Below are 18,012 nucleotides of genomic sequence, written 5' to 3' on the forward strand. Positions count from 1 at the left end.
GCCTTCAAGGCTCGCCGCGCCCCGGCCCGTGATCGTCGTCTCCGGTGACGAAGTGCGACTGCATCCTTCGATGTACGGGCGGGCCCCGCACCTCGTCCCGCGGCACCGTGCCCGGCCCGCGCCGCCCGTGTTGGATGGGGTCATGCACCTGCCGCCGCCCCGCCCGCACCGCGACGACGTCCGTATCGCCGCCGTGGGTCTGCTCGGCGGTCTCGCCCTGTGGGGCATCGGGCTCGGGATGAACCCCGGGCGGCTGCTGAACGGCGCGTGGCTGCTGGTCCCGCTCGTCCTGATGTCCGCCCTGGAGCTGCTGCGCCGGACGCGGCCGCAGTTCGCCGTGGTCGCGGGCACCCTCGTCCTGGTCGCGGACCAGTTCACCCAGGGCAGCCTGGCGACGGTCCTGATGTTCACGGACGTGATGTACGCGGCGGCGCTCTACGGCACCCCGGCCATGGCCCGCCGCCTGCCCGTCTCCACCGGCCTGGTCACCGTGGCCGCGACCCTCGGCTTCCTGGCCTGGTGGCGCGAGCCGGAGGCGGTCCTGGTGGGCGTGGCGACCGGCCTCGTCGCGTTCGGGCCCGCGGCGACCGGCGTTCTCGTCCGCAACCACCGCGACCGCGCCGCCGAGGAACGCCTGCGCGCCGAACAGACCGCGCTGCTCGCCGAGATGGACCGGGCGCAGGCGGTCACGGCGGAGCGCGCGCGGATGGCCCGCGAGCTGCACGACATGGTGGCGAACCACCTCTCGGCCATCGCCATCCACTCCACGGCCGCGCTCTCCATCGACGAACCCGCCACGACCCGCACCGCCCTGGAGACGATCCGCGAGAACAGCGTCGACGGGCTGGCCGAAATGCGCCGCCTCATCGGCATCCTGCGCGACGACAGCGGCGACAGCGGCGACACGGAGCCCGCCGCCGCGCCCACCCTCGACGGCCTCGGCGCGCTCGTGGAGCAGGCCAGGGCGAACGGGCTCGATGTCACCCTCACCCTGACCGGCTCGACCGAAGGGCTGCCCGCGCCCGTCGGGCTCGCCGCCTACCGCATCGTCCAGGAGTCCCTCACCAACGCGCTCAAGCACGCCTCGGCGGGCCGGGTCACGGTCGTGGTCGAGCGCCGGGGCGACGAGCGGGTCGAGGTGTGCGTGAGCAGCCCGTACGGGGACCGGGACGGCCCGCGCGCCCCCGGTTCGGGCGCCGGGCTCGTCGGTATGCGCGAGCGGACGGCGCTGCTCGGCGGCGTCTTCGCGGCGGGTCCCGAGAGCCTCCCCGACGGGGGCAAGGTCTGGCGGGTGAAGGCCGTGCTGCCGCTGGAGAACCCCGCCCCCGAAGGAGAGTCCGCGTGATCCGAGTACTCGTCGCCGAGGACCAGACGGCGGTGCGCGCCGGGCTCGTCCTCATCCTGAACAGCGCCCCCGACATCGAGGTCGTCGGAGAGGCGGCGGACGGCCAGGAGGCCGTGGACCGGGCCCGCGCGCTCCGCCCCGACCTGGTGCTCATGGACGTGCAGATGCCGCGCCTCGACGGTGTTTCGGCCACCCGCGCGGTCGTCGGCGAGGGGCTCGCCGACGTCCTGGTCCTGACCACGTTCGACCACGACGCGTACGTCTTCGGGGCGCTGCGCGCGGGCGCGGCCGGGTTCCTGCTGAAGAACACCGACGCGAAGGATCTGATCGAGGGGGTGCGAACCGTGGCGCGCGGCGAGGGTCTCATCGCGCCGGCCGTGACCCGCCGCCTCATCACGGAGTTCGCGACGGGCGCCGCGCGGGCCGAACCGCCCGCCGCTCCCCCGGAGCTGGAGACGCTGACACGTCGGGAGCGCGAAGTGCTCGGGCGGCTCGGCGAAGGGCTCTCGAACGCGGAGATCGCGCTGCGTCTGAACATGGCGGAGGCCACCGTGAAGACGCACGTCAGCCGCCTGCTGGGCAAGCTGGGGCTGCGCAGCCGGGTGCAAGCGGCGGTGCTCGCGCAGGAGTTGGGTCTGTAGAGGTTCGAGAGGTGTCCGGCAGGTTGGCCGAAAGCTGTAATTGGTTTAGACCTTGACCGCTGGTCCAGACCTTTCTATTCTCGCCGCACTGCGGTGAGCACACCCCCCACTCCGGTGCTCACGGGCGTCGCAGGGTTCCGTCCCCCGTCATAGCGAACCCAGGAACACCCGAGGAGCCAGCAATGCGCTCAAGTGACGTACCCCGACGAAGACTTCGGCACCGCACCACCGCGGCCCTGACCACCCTGCTGCTGCCCGCGGCCGCGCTGGTCGGACTCGCCACCCCGTCCCAGGCCGCCGCCGAGGCGAGCGCGGTCACCGCCACGTTCGCCAAGACCCAGGACTGGGGCAGCGGCTTCGAGGGCAAGTGGACCATCAAGAACTCCGGCTCTTCGAGCATCAGTTCATGGACCGTCGAGTGGGACTACCCGTCCGGCACGAAGGTGACCTCGGCGTGGGACGCCACCGTCACCAACTCCGCGAACCACTGGACCGCCAAGAACCTCTCCTGGAACGGCACCCTCGCACCGGGCGCCTCCATCTCCTTCGGCTTCAACGGCTCCGGCACCGGCGCCCCCAGCGGCTGCAAGCTCAACGGCGGCTCCTGTGACGGCGGCGACGTGCCCGGCGACGCGGCTCCCTCCGCGCCCGGCACCCCCACCGCCTCCTCCATCACCGACACCTCGGTGAAGCTGTCCTGGTCGGCCGCGACCGACGACAAGGGCGTCAAGAACTACGACGTCCTGCGCGACGGCGCCAAGGTCGCCACGGTGACCGGCACCACGTACACCGACAGCGGCCTCACCGCGGGCACCGACTACTCGTACACGGTCCAGGCGCGCGACACCGCCGACCAGACGGGCCCGGTCTCCGGCGCCGTGAAGGTCCACACCACTGGCGGCGGCACCGACCCGGGCAACCCGGGCACCGGCGGCAAGGTCAACCTCGGGTACTTCACCGACTGGGGCGTCTACGGCCGCCAGTACTACCCGACGAACCTGGAGACCTCCGGCTCCGCCGCGAAGATCACGCACATCAACTACGCCTTCGGCAACGTCCAGGGCGGCAAGTGCACCATGGGCGACGCCTACGCCGACACGGACATGGCCTACACCGCGGCCAACTCCGTCTCCGGCCAGGCCGACACCTGGGACCAGCCGCTGCGCGGCGCCTTCAACCAGCTCCGCCAGCTGAAGGCCAAGCACCCGAACCTCAAGATCCTGTGGTCCTTCGGCGGCTGGACCTGGTCCGGCGGCTTCGGTGAGGCCGCGAAGAACCCGGCCGCGTTCGCCGAGTCCTGCTACAACCTGGTCGAGGACCCGCGCTGGGCCGATGTCTTCGACGGCATCGACATCGACTGGGAGTACCCGAACGCCTGCGGCCTGACCTGCGACACCTCCGGGCCCGCCGCGCTGAAGGGGCTCACCTCGGCCCTGCGCGCCAAGTTCGGCACGAAGAACCTGGTCACCGCCGCGATCACCGCTGACGGCTCGGCCGGCGGCAAGATCGAGAAGACGGACTACGCGGGCGCCGCCCAGTCCCTCGACTGGTACAACGTCATGACCTACGACTTCTTCGGCGCCTGGGACGCCAAGGGTCCGACGGCCCCGCACTCCCCGCTCACCTCGTACTCCGGCATCCCGCAGCAGGGCTTCACCTCCGCGGACGCCATCGCCAAGCTCAAGGCCCAGGGCGTCCCCGCGTCCAAGCTCCTGCTCGGCATCGGCTTCTACGGGCGCGGCTGGACCGGCGTCACGCAGGACGCGCCGGGCGGCACCGCCACGGGTCCCGCCGCCGGTACGTACGAGCAGGGCATCGAGGACTACAAGGTCCTCAAGACCAAGTGCCCCTCGAACGGCACGATCGCCGGGACGGCGTACGCGCACTGCGGCTCCGACTGGTGGTCGTACGACACCCCCGCGACGATCAAGTCGAAGATGAGCTGGGCCAAGACGCAGGGTCTCGGCGGCGCCTTCTTCTGGGAGTTCTCCGGTGACACGTCCAACGGTGAGCTCGTCAGCGCGATCGACTCCGGCCTGAAGTAGCACGGCCGGGGCTGCAAAAGACCGAAGCCGGGCTGGTGGGAACGCCCCCCACCAGCTCGGCTTCTTCCATGTCCGAAGGTGGCCGTCAGGCCACGTTCACCCGTTGCCCGGGCGGCGCCGCCTCCAGCCACGCCAGGAAACCGGTCAGCGCGTCCTCGCTCATCGCGAGTTCGAGCCGGGTTCCCCGGTGCGTGCAGGCGAGGACGATGGCGTCGGACAGCAGCGCCAGCTCCTCCTCGCCCTCCGGGGCGCGACGGCCGGTGACCTCGATCGCCGCGCGCTCAAGAATGCGCTTGGGACGGGGCGCGTACGAGAAGACGCGGAACCACTCGATCCGGTCACCGTTGTAGCGGGCGATGCCGTAGCCCCAGCCCTTGCCGGAGGTGTCCTCGGCGTCGGGGCCCGGCGCGTCCCACCGCAGGGAGCAGTCGAACGTGCCGCCCGAGCGCTGGATCAGCCGGCGCCGCAGTCCGAAGACAAAGAGCCCCAGCAGTACGAGTACGACGACCGCGACTACGCACAGCACGAGAACGAGGACCATCTGCACCGACCTCCTCGCTTCTCGACAGATCCAAACGCCAGATAACGGAACAGCAAAAACAGGTGTAGATGCCCTCAGCCGCGACCCGGTCCGGAGAGCGTATCTCCGGTCCTGGCCGCGGCTGAGTCGCGTCTACGGGCTCGCTGGGGTCAGCGGGCCACCGCACGCAGTCGGACGTCGGCACGACGCTCGGCGGACGCGTCCGCGTCCGACTTCGCGCGCTCCAGCGCCCGCTCCGCCCGCTGGACATCGATCTCGTCCGACAGCTCGGCGATCTCGGCCAGCAGCGACAGCTTGTTGTCCGCGAACGAGATGAAACCGCCGTGGACAGCTGCCACGACCGTTCCCCCCTCGGTCGTACGGATCGTCACCGGGCCCGACTCCAGCACACCGAGCAGCGGCTGGTGACCGGGCATGACGCCGATGTCGCCGGACGTGGTACGCGCGACGACCAGGGTGGCCTCGCCGGACCAGACACTGCGGTCCGCGGCGACGAGCTCGACGTGCAGCTCAGCAGCCAAGGTGGGCTCCTCGGGTCACCACCCGGCAACGCTCGCTGCCGGGTGTTGGGTCAAAGTCTAGTGGGCGTTGCGGGAGGGCCGGGAACGGACCCGGCCCTCCTGCGAACCACGGGTCAGGAGACGCCGAGGTCCTTGGCGTTGGCCTTGAGGTCCTCGATGCCACCGCAGAGGAAGAACGCCTGCTCCGGGAAGTGGTCGTACTCACCGTCGATGATCGCGTTGAAGGCCGCGATCGACTCGTCCAGCGGGACGTCCGAACCGTCGACGCCGGTGAACTGCTTGGCGACGTGGGTGTTCTGGGACAGGAAGCGCTCCACGCGACGGGCGCGGTGGACGGTGAGCTTGTCCTCCTCGCCCAGCTCGTCGATACCGAGGATCGCGATGATGTCCTGAAGGTCCTTGTACTTCTGCAGGACGTTCTTGACGCGCATCGCGGTGTTGTAGTGGTCCGCCGCGATGTACCGCGGGTCGAGGATGCGGGACGTCGAGTCCAGCGGGTCCACGGCCGGGTAGATGCCCTTCTCCGAGATCGGACGGGAGAGCACCGTCGTCGCGTCGAGGTGGGCGAACGTGGTGGCCGGGGCCGGGTCGGTCAGGTCGTCCGCGGGCACGTAGATCGCCTGCATGGACGTGATCGAGTGACCACGGGTCGAGGTGATGCGCTCCTGGAGGAGACCCATCTCGTCGGCCAGGTTCGGCTGGTAACCCACGGCGGACGGCATACGGCCGAGCAGCGTGGAGACCTCGGAACCGGCCTGCGTGAAGCGGAAGATGTTGTCGATGAAGAACAGCACGTCCTGCTTCTGCACATCGCGGAAGTACTCCGCCATGGTCAGACCCGCGAGGGCCACGCGCAGACGGGTGCCCGGCGGCTCGTCCATCTGACCGAAGACAAGCGCCGTCTTGTCGATGACGCCGGACTCGGCCATCTCCTCGATGAGGTCGTTGCCCTCACGGGTGCGCTCACCGACACCGGCGAACACGGAGACACCGTCGTGGTTGTTGGCGACGCGGTAGATCATCTCCTGGATGAGCACCGTCTTGCCGACGCCGGCACCACCGAACAGGCCGATCTTTCCACCCTTGACGTACGGGGTGAGAAGGTCGATGACCTTGACGCCGGTCTCGAACATCTCGGTCTTCGACTCGAGCTCGTCGAAGTTCGGCGCCTTGCGGTGGATGCCCCAGCGCTCACCGGTGTACTGCTCGTCGACGTTCAGGACCTCGCCGAGGGTGTTGAACACCTTGCCCTTGGTGAAGTCGCCGACCGGCACCGAGATGGAGGAGCCGGTGTCGACCACCGTGGCCTGGCGGACCAGACCGTCGGTGGGCTGCATCGAGATCGCGCGGACCAGGCCGTCACCCAGGTGCTGGGCGACTTCCAGGGTCAGCGTCTTCTTCGCGCCGTCCTGCGCCGGGTCGGCGACCTCGACGTGCAGGGCGTTGTAGATGTCCGGCATCGCGTCGACGGGGAACTCCACGTCGACGACCGGGCCGATGACCCGGGCGACGCGGCCCGTGGCAGCGGCCGTCTCAACAGTGGTCGTCATTACTTGTCACTCCCCGCGGTCGCGTCGGCCAGGGCTGCAGAGCCACCGACGATCTCGCTGATTTCCTGGGTGATTTCGGCCTGGCGGGCCGCGTTGGCAAGTCGGGAGAGCGTGTTGATCAAGTCTCCCGCGTTGTCGGTCGCCGACTTCATCGCGCGGCGCGTGGCGGCGTGCTTGGAAGCGGCCGACTGGAGCATCGCGTTGTAGATACGGCTCTCGACGTAGCGCGGCAGCAGGGCGTCGAGGACGTCCTCCGCCGACGGCTCGAAGTCGTACAGCGGCAGGATCTCGTCGCCCTTCGACGACGACTCCTGCGCCACCTCTTCGAGGCTGAGCGGCAGCAGGCGGCTGTCGACCGCCGACTGCGTCATCATCGAGACGAACTCGGTGTAGACGATGTGGAGTTCGTCCACGCCGCCCTCCGCCGTGTCCTTCTCGATGGCCTCGATCAGCGGGCCCGCCACCGTCTTGGCGTCCGCGTACGTGGGCTCATCGGTGAAACCCGACCACGACTCCGCGACCTTGCGCTCGCGGAAGTTGTAGTGGGCCAGACCACGGCGGCCGACGATGTAGGTGTCGACCTCCTTGCCCTCGGCCCGGAGCCGCTCCGTCAGCTGCTCCGCGGCCTTGATCGCGTTGGAGTTGAAGGCGCCGGCCAGACCGCGGTCGCTCGTGAGGAGCAGCACCGCGGAACGGGTCGCCGTCTCCGCCTCGGTGGTCAGCGGGTGCTTGGTGTTCGAGCCGGTGCCGACCGCCGTGACCGCGCGCGTGAGCTCGGTCGCGTACGGCGTGGAGGCCGCCACCTTGCGCTGCGCCTTGACGACACGCGAGGCGGCGATCATCTCCATCGCCTTGGTGATCTTCTTGGTCGCTGTGACGGATCGGATGCGACGCTTGTAGACCCGGAGCTGGGCTCCCATGAGTCAGGTCCCTTCCGTCGTCACTTGCCGGCGGCGGCCGGAGCGTCCTCGCCGAGAAGCTTCCCGTCCGAGGTCTCGAACTGCTTCTTGAACTCCGCGATGGCGTCGGCGACGGCCGTGAGGGTGTCGTCCGACATCTTGCCGCCCTCCTTGATGGAGGTCATGAGGCCCTGCTCCTTGCGGTGCAGGTACTCGAGGAGCTCCTTCTCGAAGCGGCGCACGTCGGCGACCGGCACGTCGTCCATCTTGCCGGTGGTACCGGCCCACACGGAGACGACCTGGTCCTCGGTCGGCATCGGCTGGTACTGAGCCTGCTTCAGCAGCTCGACCAGGCGCTGACCGCGCTCCAGCTGCGCCTTCGACGCGGCGTCCAGGTCGGAACCGAAGGCGGCGAACGCCTCCAGCTCGCGGTACTGGGCCAGGTCCAGACGCAGACGGCCGGAGACCTGCTTCATCGCCTTGTGCTGCGCGGAACCACCGACTCGGGAGACGGAGATACCGACGTTCAGCGCGGGGCGCTGACCGGCGTTGAACAGGTCCGACTCCAGGAAGCACTGGCCGTCGGTGATGGAGATGACGTTGGTCGGGATGAACGCGGAGACGTCGTTGGCCTTCGTCTCGACGATCGGCAGACCCGTCATCGAACCGGCGCCCAGGTCGTCCGAGAGCTTCGCGCAGCGCTCGAGCAGACGCGAGTGCAGGTAGAAGACGTCACCCGGGTACGCCTCGCGCCCCGGCGGACGGCGGAGCAGCAGGGACACGGCGCGGTAGGCGTCGGCCTGCTTCGAGAGGTCGTCGAAGATGATGAGGACGTGCTTGCCCTCGTACATCCACTGCTGGCCGATGGCCGAACCGGTGTACGGCGCCAGGTACTTGAAGCCGGCCGGGTCGGACGCCGGGGCGGCGACGATGGTCGTGTACTCGAGCGCGCCGGCCTCTTCGAGGGCACCGCGCACGGAGGCGATGGTGGAGCCCTTCTGGCCGATGGCGACGTAGACGCAGCGGACCTGCTTCTTCGGGTCGCCGGAGCGCCAGTTGTCACGCTGGTTGATGATCGTGTCGACGGCCAGAGCGGTCTTGCCGGTCTGACGGTCGCCGATGACCAGCTGACGCTGGCCACGGCCGATCGGGGTCATCGCGTCGACGGCCTTGTAGCCGGTCTCCATCGGCTCGTGCACCGACTTGCGCTGCATGACCGTGGGGGCCTGCAGCTCGAGGGCGCGGCGGCCGGACGTCTCGATGTCGCCGAGGCCGTCGACCGGGTTGCCGAGCGGGTCGACGACGCGACCCAGGTAGCCTTCGCCGACGGCGACCGAGAGCACCTCACCGGTGCGGTGCACCGGCTGGCCCTCCTCGATGCCGCTGAACTCGCCGAGGACGACCGCACCGATCTCGCGCTCCTCGAGGTTGAGGGCGAGACCCAGGGTGCCGTCCTCGAACTTCAGCAGCTCGTTCGCCATGGCCGAGGGGAGACCCTCCACCTTGGCAATGCCGTCGCCGGCCACGGTGACCGTACCGACCTCCTCGCGCGAGGCCGCGTCCGGCTTGTACGCCTGGACAAAGTTCTCCAGCGCGTCCCGGATCTCCTCCGGCCGGATCGTGAGCTCCGCCATCTGGGTTCCCTGCTCTCCTTGTTGGGCCCGAAGTGTTCTTGGGGGGTCTGGGGTCAGCCCCCAGGAATCCTCTGCACGGCCCAACTAGGGCCGTAGGTAGTACGTGGTTGAGGTGTCAGCCGGCCATACGGCGGCTGGCCTCCTCGATGCGGTCCGCGATGGAGCCGTTGATGACCTCGTCGCCCACCTGCACCTTGATCCCGCCGAGGACCGAGGGGTCCACGTCCAGGTTCAGGTGCATCTGGCGGCCGTAGAGCCGCGCCAGGGACTGGCCCAGACGCTGCTTCTGCAGGTCGCTCAGCGGGACCGCCGTGGTGACGACGGCCACCATGCGCTCCCGGCGCTCGGCGGCGAGCTTGGAGAGGGACTCGAGTCCCGCTTCCAGGCTACGTCCCCGCGGCGCGGTCACAAGACGCTCGACGAGGCGCTCGGTGGTGGGCCGGGCCCGGCCGCCGAGCAGCTCCTTGACGAGGGTGCCGCGGGCGGCGGCCGACGCGGTGCGGTCCGTGAGCGCGGAGCGGAGCGCGGCGTTCGAGCCGACGATCCGGCCGAACCGGAACAGCTCGTCCTCGACGTCGTCGAGGTCACCGCTCTTCTGCGCCGCGGTCAGGTCCGCGGTGTTCGCCAGCTCCTCCAGGGAGTCGACCAGGTCACGCGAGGACGACCACCGGGAGCGGACCAGACCGGCCACCAGGTCGACGGCCTCGCCGCTGACCTGGCCGCCGAGCAGACGGCCCGCAAGCTCGGCCTTGGCGTCACCGGCCTGCGACGGGTCGGTGAGGACCCGGCGCAGCGACACCTCGCGGTCGAGCAGCGCGGTGACCGCGGCCAGGTCGCCGGCGAGCGCCGTGGCGTCGACCGACGTGGAGTCGGTCAGCGCGTCCAGACGCTCATGCGCGGCGGCGAGGGCCTCGCGGCTCGCTCCGTGCACGGTCATCGAGCAGCCTCTGCCTTCGTCGCGGCGTCGTCGAGCCCGTCGAGGAAGCGGTCGATCGTGCGCGACTGCCGGGCGTGGTCCTCGAGGGACTCGCCGACGAGCTTGCCGGCCAGGTCGGTGGCCAGCTGGCCGACGTCCTGACGCAGCGCCTGAGCGGCGGCCTTGCGGTCGGCCTCGATCTGCGCGTGACCGGCGGCGATGATCTCCTCACGCTGCCGCTGGCCTTCCGCACGCATCTCGGCGATGAGCGTGGCGCCCTGCTCCTGCGCCTCCTGGCGCAGCCGCGCGGCCTCGTGCCGGGCCTCGGCGAGCTGAGCCTTGTACTGCTCGAGGACGCTCTGGGCTTCGGTCTGAGCGGCCTCGGCCTTCTCGATACCGCCTTCGATGGCCTCGCGACGCTCTTCCAGAACCTTGTTGATGTTCGGGAGAAGCTTCTTGGCGAGGAAGCCGAAGACGATGACGAAGGCGATCAGGCCGATGACAAGCTCGGGGATCGGCGGGACGAGGGGATTCTCCATCTCCTCGGCCGCGATCGTGAGCAGCTGGCTCATTTCAGTGCCTTTCGTCTAGTCGGCGGTTCGTAAGTCCGCGAATTACTTGCCGTAGACGAACGGCATGACCAGACCGATCAGGGCGAGCGCCTCACAGAAGGCGAAGCCGAGGATCTGGTTGGCGCGGATGAGGCCGGCCGCCTCGGGCTGACGGGCCAGGGCCTGCGTGCCGTTACCGAAGATGATGCCGACGCCGACGCCGGGGCCGATGGCAGCGAGGCCGTAACCGATGGAGCCGAGCGAACCGGAAACAGCGGCAAGGGTCTGGGACATGCCAGTTCTTCCTTTTCTGTGCGAACCGGTGGGGGTTGGCCACCGGACGTCTGAGGGGGTGTGGTTGAGCGGCGCTCAGTGGTGCTCGGCGAGCGCGCCCTGGATGTAGGTGCACGTCAGCAGGACGAACACGTAGGCCTGAAGTGCCTGGATGAACAGCTCGAACGCGGTCATCACCAAGGTCATGATGAAGCTGACGCCGGCGTAGGCGATGCCGATGCCGTTCAGCAGGTACCAGCTGGCGATCGTGAAGAGCAGCAGCAGGGTGTGTCCGGCGAACATGTTCGCGAAGAGTCGGACGGCGTGCGTGAAGGGGCGGACCAGCAGGTTCGAGAAGAACTCGATGACCATGGCCAGCGGCAGCACCGCGCCCAGCGACTTGTCGTAGCCGGTGACGTTCTTGAAGAACCCGACGAACCCGTGGCGCTTGAACGTCAGCGACACCCAGAGGATGTAGACGATTACGGCGAGTACGGCCGGGTAAGCGATGATCGAAGTGACCGGGAACTGGGCGACCGGGATGATCGACCAGAGGTTCATCATCCAGACGAAGAAGAACAGCGAGACGATGAGCGGTACATACTTCTCGCCCTCCTTCTTGCCGATCGTTTCGTAGACGACGCCACGCCGGATGAAGTCGTAACCCGCCTCCGCGACCATCTGCAGCTTGCCGGGGATCATCTTCGGCTTGCCGAAGGCTGCCCAGAAGAAGCCGACGATGATGAGCGAGCCGAGCAGCGCCAGCAGCATCGGCTTGTTGAAGTACATGTTGCTGTCCGCGTCGCCCCACAGGGGCTCGAACAGGAACGAGTGCAGGCCGGGAGCCGGGAATCCACACCCATCAAAGATGTGACAGTCGGTCTCGAAGGCGAGCACCTGCGTCGGGTCAGCACTCACCGCGGGCTCCTTCAGCGTGGCGCATAGGTACGGCAACCTCGTTGTGTCGGCGCGGCGCGCAGCCGCGGTTCGGCACGGGACTGGTGGTTCGGATGTGGGGGCGGCGGTCGGGCATCGAGCCTCGCGCTACAGCAGGCGTCAGCTCAGTTGCCCGCGCCCGCGATGCCGCAGTTGGCACCGGACGATAGCAGGGTCGTGAACCCCCACTTATCCCGCCCCTACGCTTCACGACTTCGGCCCCGTCTTCTCGGGCTTCTCGCCCTTCTGGGAGTCGGGCTCGACGTAAAGGATCTTGGCCTTCATGTGGGCGCGCGTCTGAGCGCCGATCCACGCGAGGGTCGAGACGACGAGGGCGATCGCGAAGGCCCTCGGGTTGAACAGCGTCGTGTCCTTGAAGAGGGCCATGAAGACGACCATCAGCAGCAACTGGGCCGCGTAGAGCATCAGGCCCATCATCTGGAACAGGTGCGGAAGAGACTTGGCGGTGCGCTCGAGAACGACGAGCCCCAGCCCCATGAAGACGATCGCCACCAGCGTTCCGACGAGCGCGCCGAGGGCCCCCTTGCCGCCCGCGACCGCGGCGCTGACCACGATGGTGATCACGCCTACGGCAGCCGTGGGTACGGCGATTTTGAGAAGGGTCCGTGCGTCGTTGGACGGCATGGCGGCAGCTCCGCTTATTGATGGGGGCAGGGTGTCGTCATGGACGAGCGTAGTCCGGGGCCGAGTAAGAGATTCGGGCCAAGGGACCGTCGCACTACGGTCTTTCGGCTCTATCCCCGGGTTTCGTGAACGGTATCACAAACTATTTGATGCGGTCTTTACCTAGGACGTGTGCCAACCGTCACACGTGAGAGGGAACCTGCGCGTCTGCGCGCCCACAACGCCAACTCATCCTGTAATGGACCATTTTGAACGCCGCGATCGGGCACCGTGCGGCTGACCGATCGTCGGCAGTCGACAACTCGGGCACTCGCACGACGGCCTCAAGTTGACGCGCGCGGAAAGACAGGGGCCCGGCCTCAGCTGAAGGTCTTGTCCTTGGTGTGGTCCGTGAAGCGGGCGCGGGCGCCGATCGCCGTGGCTCCGTTGAAGCCTGCCGGGACCGGGGTGCGCTCCTCGTCGCCGGTGGGCGTCTCGGCGGTCTCAGGGGCCTCGCCGGACGTCTTGCGGCGCCGGTAGCGCGGTGGCACCACCCGCTGCGCCCAGCGCGGCACCCTCGGGGTGAAGCGGGGCAGCAGGAGCAGGATCAGGCCGACGAAGCTCAGGGCCACGATCGTCAGGACGACCCACATCCCGGATGCGGAGTGGACGGAGTAGGCGACCGCGCCGAAGGCGATGAGCGCCGACCAGAAGTACATGATCAGGACCGCGCGGCTGTGGGAGTGGCCGATCTCGAGCAGACGGTGGTGGAGGTGGCCGCGGTCGGCGGCGAACGGCGACTGCCCGTTCCACGTGCGGCGCACGATCGCGAGGACCAGGTCGGCGAACGGGATCGCGATGATCGTCAGCGGCATCACCAGCGGGATGAAGACCGGGAGCATCGCGTGTGTGGTGTCACGGGTGGAGCCGCCGAGGTTCAGCTTCAGGGCGTCCGGGTCGATCTGCCCCGTCATGGAGATCGCGCCCGCGGCCAGGACCAGGCCGATGAGCATGGAACCCGAGTCGCCCATGAAGATGCGCGCGGGGTGCATGTTGTGCGGCAGGAAGCCGAGGCACATGCCCATCAGGATCGCCGCGAAGAGCGTGGCGGGGGCGGCGGCCTCGATCCCGTAGCCGTACCAGATGCGGTAGGCGTACAGGAAGAACGCCGCCGCGGCGATGCAGACCATGCCCGCCGCGAGCCCGTCGAGGCCGTCGACGAAGTTCACCGCGTTGATCGTGATGACCACCAGGGCGACGGTCAGGAGCGTGCCCTGCCACTGGGTCAGACCGACGGTGCCGACGCCGGGGATCGGCAGCCACAGGATCGTCAGACCCTGCATGACCATGACGCCCGCGGCGATCATCTGGCCGCCGAGCTTGATCAGCGCGTCGATCTCGAACTTGTCGTCCAGGACGCCGATCAGCCAGATCAGCGCGGCTCCGGAGAGCAGCGCCCGCGGCTCGTTCGACGAGTCGAAGACCTTGTCCAGATTCGTCAGGTGATCGGCGACCAGGAGCCCCGCGCACAGGCCGAAGAACATGGCGATACCGCCGAGGCGCGGCGTGGGTTCCCGGTGCACGTCACGCGCCCGGATCTCCGGCATCGCGCCGGCCACGATCGCGAACTTCCGCACCGGGCCTGTGAGCAGATAGGTCACCGCGGCCGTGATGCAGAGCGTCAGCAGGTATTCACGCACGGGCTTCCCCACAGGTATCGCTGGCCATCTCAGCCCCACACCCTAGTCTCGCGTGCTTAGTGGTGGGGACTTCCGGGTAGCGACGATGGTTGCACGAGTGACGCACCGGTGACGCCACGGTGGCCGGGCACGGACGGTTTCGGCCGCCCGCCCGCCGGTCATCGGCCGGGGTACGGGGGGAACGCCGCGGCCAGTTCACGCACCTCGGCGCGGGCCGCGCCCGGGTCGAGAACGCCCCGCACGACGCCCGCGAGCAACTCCGCGATCAGCGCCATCTCCGCCTCGCCCATGCCCTGTGTGGTGAGCGCGGCGGTGCCGAGGCGCAGGCCGCGGCCGTCCCCGTGCGGCAGGGCGCAGGTGTCGAGGACCATGCCGGCGGAGGCCAGACGGCCGCGGGCCAACTGGCCCAGTACGCCGTGCGGTGCCGGGTCCAGGGTCACGATATGGGTGTCCGTGCCGCCTGTGGTCACCGTGAAGCCCGCGGCCGCCAGCGCCCCGGCCAGCGCCTTCGCGTTGGCGACGACCTGATGCGCGTACGCGGTGAAGGCCGGCGCCGCCGCCTCGCCGAACGCGACGGCCTTCGCGGCGATCGTGTGCATCTGGGCGCCGCCCTGCGTGAACGGGAAGACGGCCCGGTCCACCCGGTCCGCCAGCTCGCCGCGGCACAGCAGCATGCCGCCGCGCGGGCCCCGCAGCACCTTGTGCGTGGTCGCGCAGACGATGTCGGCGTACGGGACCGGGTTCGGGGCCGCTCCCCCGGCGACGAGCCCGATGGGGTGCGCGGCGTCCGCGACGAGGCTCGCGCCCACGTCGTCGGCGATGGCGCGGAAGGCCGCGTAGTCGATGTGGCGGGGGTAGGAGATCGAACCGCACACGATGACCTTGGGGCGGTGCGCGCGGGCCGTGTGGTGCACCCGTTCGTAGTCGATGAGGCCGCTCTCGGGGTCGACCCCGTACGGCACGAAGTCGAACCAGCGGCCGGAGAAGTTGGCCGGGGAGCCGTGCGTGAGGTGGCCGCCGGACGGCAGGCCCATGGCGAGGACGGTGTCGCCGGGGCGCAGCAGGACCGCGTACGCGGCGAGGACGGCGGAGGAGCCCGAATGCGCCTGCACGTTGGCGTGCTCGGCGCCGAACAGGGCTTTCGCGCGCTCGATCGCCAGGCGTTCGGCCACGTCGACGAGTTCGCAGCCGCCGTGGTGGCGGGCGCCGGGGTAGCCCTCCGCGTACTTGTTGGCCAGGGCTGAGCCGAGTGCCTCCAGGACCGCGGGGCTGACGAAGTTCTCCGCGGCGATGAGCTGGAGGGAGTCCGCTTGGCGGGCCGTCTCGCCGGCGATCAGTTCGGCCAGTTCTGGGTCTTGACGCGTCAGCTCCGCCAGGGGTGCGGGATCAGTGGTGACCGGCATGGTCGGCTCCGGGCCTGCGTATGGGAGGGGTGCTACCCAATGTAGGTCCGGAGGGCTCGGGGCGCCTGGGGGCGCCGTCACGGGGCTCCGCCCCGGACCCCGCTCCTCGATCGCCGGAGGGGCCTGTTCGTGCCGGCGGAGCTTGAACGGTTCGGGCTACTTCACGCCCGTCAGGGCTCGTACCACCGGATCCAGCGCCTCGCTGATCTCCCCGCCCACCGAGCGGAAGAACGGCAGTGGTGCCCCGTACGGGTCGTACACCTCGTCCGCCTCGACGCTCGGGGCCAGGAGCCAGCCGCGCAGCGCCGCCGCGGCGCGGACCAGGGAGCGGGCGCGCTCGACGACGCCGCCCGCCTTGGTGTCGAGCGGGTCGGGCAGCGTGGCCGGGTCTATGGCCTGGACGAGGCGGGTGAACTCCTTCAGCGTGAAGGTGCGCAGGCCCGCGCTGTGGCCCATGGAGATGACCTGGGCGCGGTGGTCGCGGGTCGCCGTGAGGACGAGGTCGGCTCTTATGACGTGGTCGTCGAGGAGTTCGCGGCCGACGAAGCCGGAGGCGTCCGCGCCGAGCTCGGCGAGGACCGCTTCGGCGTTGGCCTCCATCGGGGCGCCCTCGTGGCCCCAGGTGCCCGCGCTCTCCACGATGAGGCCGCCGGCCAGCGGGTCGCCGAGCCGGTCCGCGAGGGCGTGCCGGGTCAGCCGCTCGGTGATCGGTGAGCGGCACACGTTGCCGGTGCTGACGTGGAGGATGCGGAAGGAGTCGCCGGGAAGCGCGTGCGGCGCTCCGTAGTCGGTGCCTATGCCACGCCCCGTCTCAGGGGCTGTCAATTCGCCACCTCGAGGTCGGGTACGACCTTGCGCAGTTCGTCGGCGGAGAGCGCGCCGGCCCGCAGCAGCACCGGGACCTTGCCGGTGACGTCGACGATCGAGGAGGGGACGATGCCCGGGGTGGGGCCGCCGTCGAGGTAGACGGAGACGGAGTCGCCGAGCATCTCCTGGGCGGCGTCGCAGTCCTCGGGGGCGCGGTGGCCGGTCAGGTTGGCGGAGGAGACGGCCATCGGGCCGACCTCGGTGAGCAGCTCGATGGCGACCGGGTGCAGCGGCATCCGGACGGCGACGGTGCCGCGGGTCTCCCCCAGGTCCCACTGGAGGGACGGCTGGTGCTTGGCGACGATCGTCAGGGCGCCCGGCCAGAAGGCGTCGACCAGTTCCCAGGCCATCTCGGAGAAGTCCGTGACGAGGCCGTGCAGGGTGTTCGGGGAGCCGATGAGGACGGGGCTCGGCATGTTGCGGCCGCGGCCCTTGGCCTCCAGGAGGTCGCCGACCGCCTCGGCGGTGAACGCGTCGGCGCCGATCCCGTAGACGGTGTCGGTGGGCAGCACGACGAGTTCGCCGCGGCGGACGGCGGACGCGGCTTCGCGCAGACCGGTCGCGCGGTCGGTCGCGTCATTGGTGTCGTAACGCCGTGCCATTTAGCGGGCCTCCTGCTCGAATGCCTCTACTGCTGCTGCCTGTAGTGCTGCTGCCTGTGGTGCTGTTGCCTGTACCGCGGGTGCGGAGAAGAAGGAGGAGGTCACGGCATCGCCTTGCGGGCGGTCGCGAACCTCGGCCGGTTGTTCAGGTCGGGGTGGTCGGCGGCGTCCGCCCAGCCCCGCTCCTCGGTGAAGATCCACGGCACCAGGCCGCCCTGGGTGTCGGCGTGCTCGATGACGACGACGCCGCCGGGGCGCAGGAGCCGGTGGGCGGTGCGCTCGATGCCGCGGATCAGGTCGAGCCCGTCCTCGCCGGAGAACAACGCCATGTCCGGGTCGTAGTCGCGGGCCTCGGGGGCCACGTACTCCCATTCGGTGAGCGGGATGTACGGCGGGTTGGAGACGACGAGGTCGACCTGGCCGTCGAGGTCCGGGAAGGCCGTCAGAGCGTCTCCCTGGCGCAGGTCGACCCTGGACCCCTCGACGTTCTTCCGCGTCCACTGGAGGGCGTCCTCGGACAGCTCCACGGCGTGCACGCGCGAGCGCGGGACCTCCTGGGCGAGCGCGAGCGCGATGGCGCCGGAGCCGGTGCACAGGTCGACGATGAGCGGTTCGACGACGTCCATCGCCCGGACGGCGTCTATGGCCCAGCCGACGACCGACTCGGTCTCCGGGCGCGGCACGAAGACGCCGGGTCCGACCTGGAGCTCCAGGTAGCGGAAGTAGGCGCGTCCGGTGATGTGCTGGAGCGGTTCGCGGGCCTCGCGGCGCGCGGTCGCCTCCCAGTAGCGGGCGTCGAAGTCGGCGTCCTTGACGGTGTGCAGCTCGCCCCGCTTCACGCCGTGCACGAAGGCGGCGAGCTCCTCCGCGTCGTTGCGCGGCGAGGGCACGCCGGCGTCGGCCAGCCGCCGGGTGGCCTGGGCCACTTCCGCGAGCAGCAGGTTCACGCTGGTCCTCCGAGCTG

At 69.6% G+C, this 18,012-nt stretch carries 18 protein-coding genes; 3 read left to right on the forward strand and 15 right to left on the reverse strand.

What is annotated here, in order from left to right:
• Positions 1-142: 142 nt before the first annotated feature.
• From C1N81_RS18160 to C1N81_RS18170, 3 genes are all read left to right on the forward strand, one after another.
• A complete protein-coding gene (locus tag C1N81_RS18160) occupies positions 143-1,345 on the forward strand; it encodes a sensor histidine kinase (RefSeq protein ID WP_394430373.1) in 1,203 nt (400 codons plus the stop codon).
• Positions 1,342-1,986: a response regulator gene (locus C1N81_RS18165; protein WP_394430375.1), complete on the forward strand. Its 645-nt coding sequence runs from the start codon at positions 1,342-1,344 to the stop codon at positions 1,984-1,986. The genes C1N81_RS18160 and C1N81_RS18165 overlap by 4 nt, the downstream gene beginning before the upstream one ends.
• A 182-nt stretch (positions 1,987-2,168) precedes the next feature.
• Entirely contained in the window at positions 2,169-4,031 is a 1,863-nt protein-coding gene (locus C1N81_RS18170) for a glycoside hydrolase family 18 chitinase (RefSeq protein WP_394430377.1), read from the forward strand.
• A gap of 85 nt (positions 4,032-4,116) precedes the next feature.
• On the opposite strand, the gene C1N81_RS18175 is transcribed toward C1N81_RS18170, so the two are convergent.
• From C1N81_RS18175 to prmC, 15 genes are all read right to left on the reverse strand, one after another.
• Complete coding sequence (locus C1N81_RS18175) at positions 4,117-4,572, reverse strand: DUF2550 domain-containing protein (protein ID WP_324766348.1); 456 nt, start codon at positions 4,570-4,572, stop codon at positions 4,117-4,119.
• A gap of 149 nt (positions 4,573-4,721) precedes the next feature.
• The gene (locus C1N81_RS18180; protein WP_394430379.1) at positions 4,722-5,093 is read right to left on the reverse strand and encodes a F0F1 ATP synthase subunit epsilon; all 372 of its coding nucleotides are present in this window, start codon (positions 5,091-5,093) and stop codon (positions 4,722-4,724) included.
• Between the two features lie 113 nt (positions 5,094-5,206).
• Positions 5,207-6,643, reverse strand: coding sequence for a F0F1 ATP synthase subunit beta (gene atpD / locus C1N81_RS18185; protein WP_394430380.1), 1,437 nt, complete (start codon positions 6,641-6,643; stop codon positions 5,207-5,209).
• Positions 6,643-7,563, reverse strand: coding sequence for a F0F1 ATP synthase subunit gamma (locus C1N81_RS18190; protein WP_394430382.1), 921 nt, complete (start codon positions 7,561-7,563; stop codon positions 6,643-6,645). Before C1N81_RS18190 ends, atpD begins: the two co-directional genes overlap by 1 nt.
• 20 nt (positions 7,564-7,583) lie before the next feature.
• Positions 7,584-9,176, reverse strand: coding sequence for a F0F1 ATP synthase subunit alpha (atpA, locus tag C1N81_RS18195; RefSeq protein WP_394430384.1), 1,593 nt, complete (start codon positions 9,174-9,176; stop codon positions 7,584-7,586).
• A 115-nt stretch (positions 9,177-9,291) separates the two neighbouring features.
• Entirely contained in the window at positions 9,292-10,107 is an 816-nt protein-coding gene (locus tag C1N81_RS18200; RefSeq protein WP_394438035.1) for a F0F1 ATP synthase subunit delta, read from the reverse strand.
• A gap of 2 nt (positions 10,108-10,109) precedes the next feature.
• Entirely contained in the window at positions 10,110-10,664 is a 555-nt protein-coding gene (locus C1N81_RS18205) for a F0F1 ATP synthase subunit B (RefSeq protein WP_394430386.1), read from the reverse strand.
• A gap of 42 nt (positions 10,665-10,706) precedes the next feature.
• Positions 10,707-10,937 carry an ATP synthase F0 subunit C gene (gene atpE, locus C1N81_RS18210; RefSeq protein ID WP_024884520.1) on the reverse strand — a complete coding sequence of 77 codons (231 nt, stop codon included), beginning with the start codon at positions 10,935-10,937 and terminating at the stop codon, positions 10,707-10,709.
• A 75-nt stretch (positions 10,938-11,012) separates the two neighbouring features.
• On the reverse strand, positions 11,013-11,834 hold the full coding sequence (atpB, locus tag C1N81_RS18215; RefSeq protein ID WP_394430388.1) for a F0F1 ATP synthase subunit A: 822 nt from the start codon (positions 11,832-11,834) through the stop codon (positions 11,013-11,015).
• Between the two features lie 225 nt (positions 11,835-12,059).
• Positions 12,060-12,497: a hypothetical protein gene (locus C1N81_RS18220; protein WP_394430390.1), complete on the reverse strand. Its 438-nt coding sequence runs from the start codon at positions 12,495-12,497 to the stop codon at positions 12,060-12,062.
• A 359-nt stretch (positions 12,498-12,856) separates the two neighbouring features.
• The gene (locus tag C1N81_RS18225; protein ID WP_394430392.1) at positions 12,857-14,176 is read right to left on the reverse strand and encodes an MraY family glycosyltransferase; all 1,320 of its coding nucleotides are present in this window, start codon (positions 14,174-14,176) and stop codon (positions 12,857-12,859) included.
• Between the two features lie 158 nt (positions 14,177-14,334).
• The gene (gene glyA, locus C1N81_RS18230; protein WP_394430394.1) at positions 14,335-15,579 is read right to left on the reverse strand and encodes a serine hydroxymethyltransferase; all 1,245 of its coding nucleotides are present in this window, start codon (positions 15,577-15,579) and stop codon (positions 14,335-14,337) included.
• 156 nt (positions 15,580-15,735) lie between these two features.
• On the reverse strand, positions 15,736-16,404 hold the full coding sequence (locus tag C1N81_RS18235; protein WP_394430396.1) for an arsenate reductase/protein-tyrosine-phosphatase family protein: 669 nt from the start codon (positions 16,402-16,404) through the stop codon (positions 15,736-15,738).
• Positions 16,401-17,048, reverse strand: a complete 648-nt coding sequence (locus tag C1N81_RS18240; protein ID WP_361064076.1) for an L-threonylcarbamoyladenylate synthase — start codon at positions 17,046-17,048, stop codon at positions 16,401-16,403. The genes C1N81_RS18235 and C1N81_RS18240 overlap by 4 nt, the downstream gene beginning before the upstream one ends.
• 101 nt (positions 17,049-17,149) lie before the next feature.
• The gene (gene prmC, locus C1N81_RS18245; protein ID WP_394430398.1) at positions 17,150-17,995 is read right to left on the reverse strand and encodes a peptide chain release factor N(5)-glutamine methyltransferase; all 846 of its coding nucleotides are present in this window, start codon (positions 17,993-17,995) and stop codon (positions 17,150-17,152) included.
• Positions 17,996-18,012 lie beyond the last annotated feature (17 nt).

The organism is Streptomyces sp. SGAir0957, assembly GCF_043523415.1.

Bases quoted from the DNA above. Each gene is read 5' to 3' on its own strand.
- glyA (WP_394430394.1), bottom strand. From the start codon at position 15,579: ATGCCGGTCACCACTGATCCCGCACCCCTGGCGGAGCTGACGCGTCAA.
- atpE (WP_024884520.1), bottom strand. From the start codon at position 10,937: ATGTCCCAGACCCTTGCCGCTGTTTCCGGTTCGCTCGGCTCCATCGGT.
- atpA (WP_394430384.1), bottom strand. From the start codon at position 9,176: ATGGCGGAGCTCACGATCCGGCCGGAGGAGATCCGGGACGCGCTGGAG.
- C1N81_RS18220 (WP_394430390.1), bottom strand. From the start codon at position 12,497: ATGCCGTCCAACGACGCACGGACCCTTCTCAAAATCGCCGTACCCACG.
- C1N81_RS18160 (WP_394430373.1), top strand. From the start codon at position 143: ATGCACCTGCCGCCGCCCCGCCCGCACCGCGACGACGTCCGTATCGCC.
- C1N81_RS18175 (WP_324766348.1), bottom strand. From the start codon at position 4,572: ATGGTCCTCGTTCTCGTGCTGTGCGTAGTCGCGGTCGTCGTACTCGTA.
- C1N81_RS18205 (WP_394430386.1), bottom strand. From the start codon at position 10,664: ATGAGCCAGCTGCTCACGATCGCGGCCGAGGAGATGGAGAATCCCCTC.
- C1N81_RS18170 (WP_394430377.1), top strand. From the start codon at position 2,169: ATGCGCTCAAGTGACGTACCCCGACGAAGACTTCGGCACCGCACCACC.
- atpD (WP_394430380.1), bottom strand. From the start codon at position 6,643: ATGACGACCACTGTTGAGACGGCCGCTGCCACGGGCCGCGTCGCCCGG.
- C1N81_RS18190 (WP_394430382.1), bottom strand. From the start codon at position 7,563: ATGGGAGCCCAGCTCCGGGTCTACAAGCGTCGCATCCGATCCGTCACA.
- C1N81_RS18240 (WP_361064076.1), bottom strand. From the start codon at position 17,048: ATGGCACGGCGTTACGACACCAATGACGCGACCGACCGCGCGACCGGT.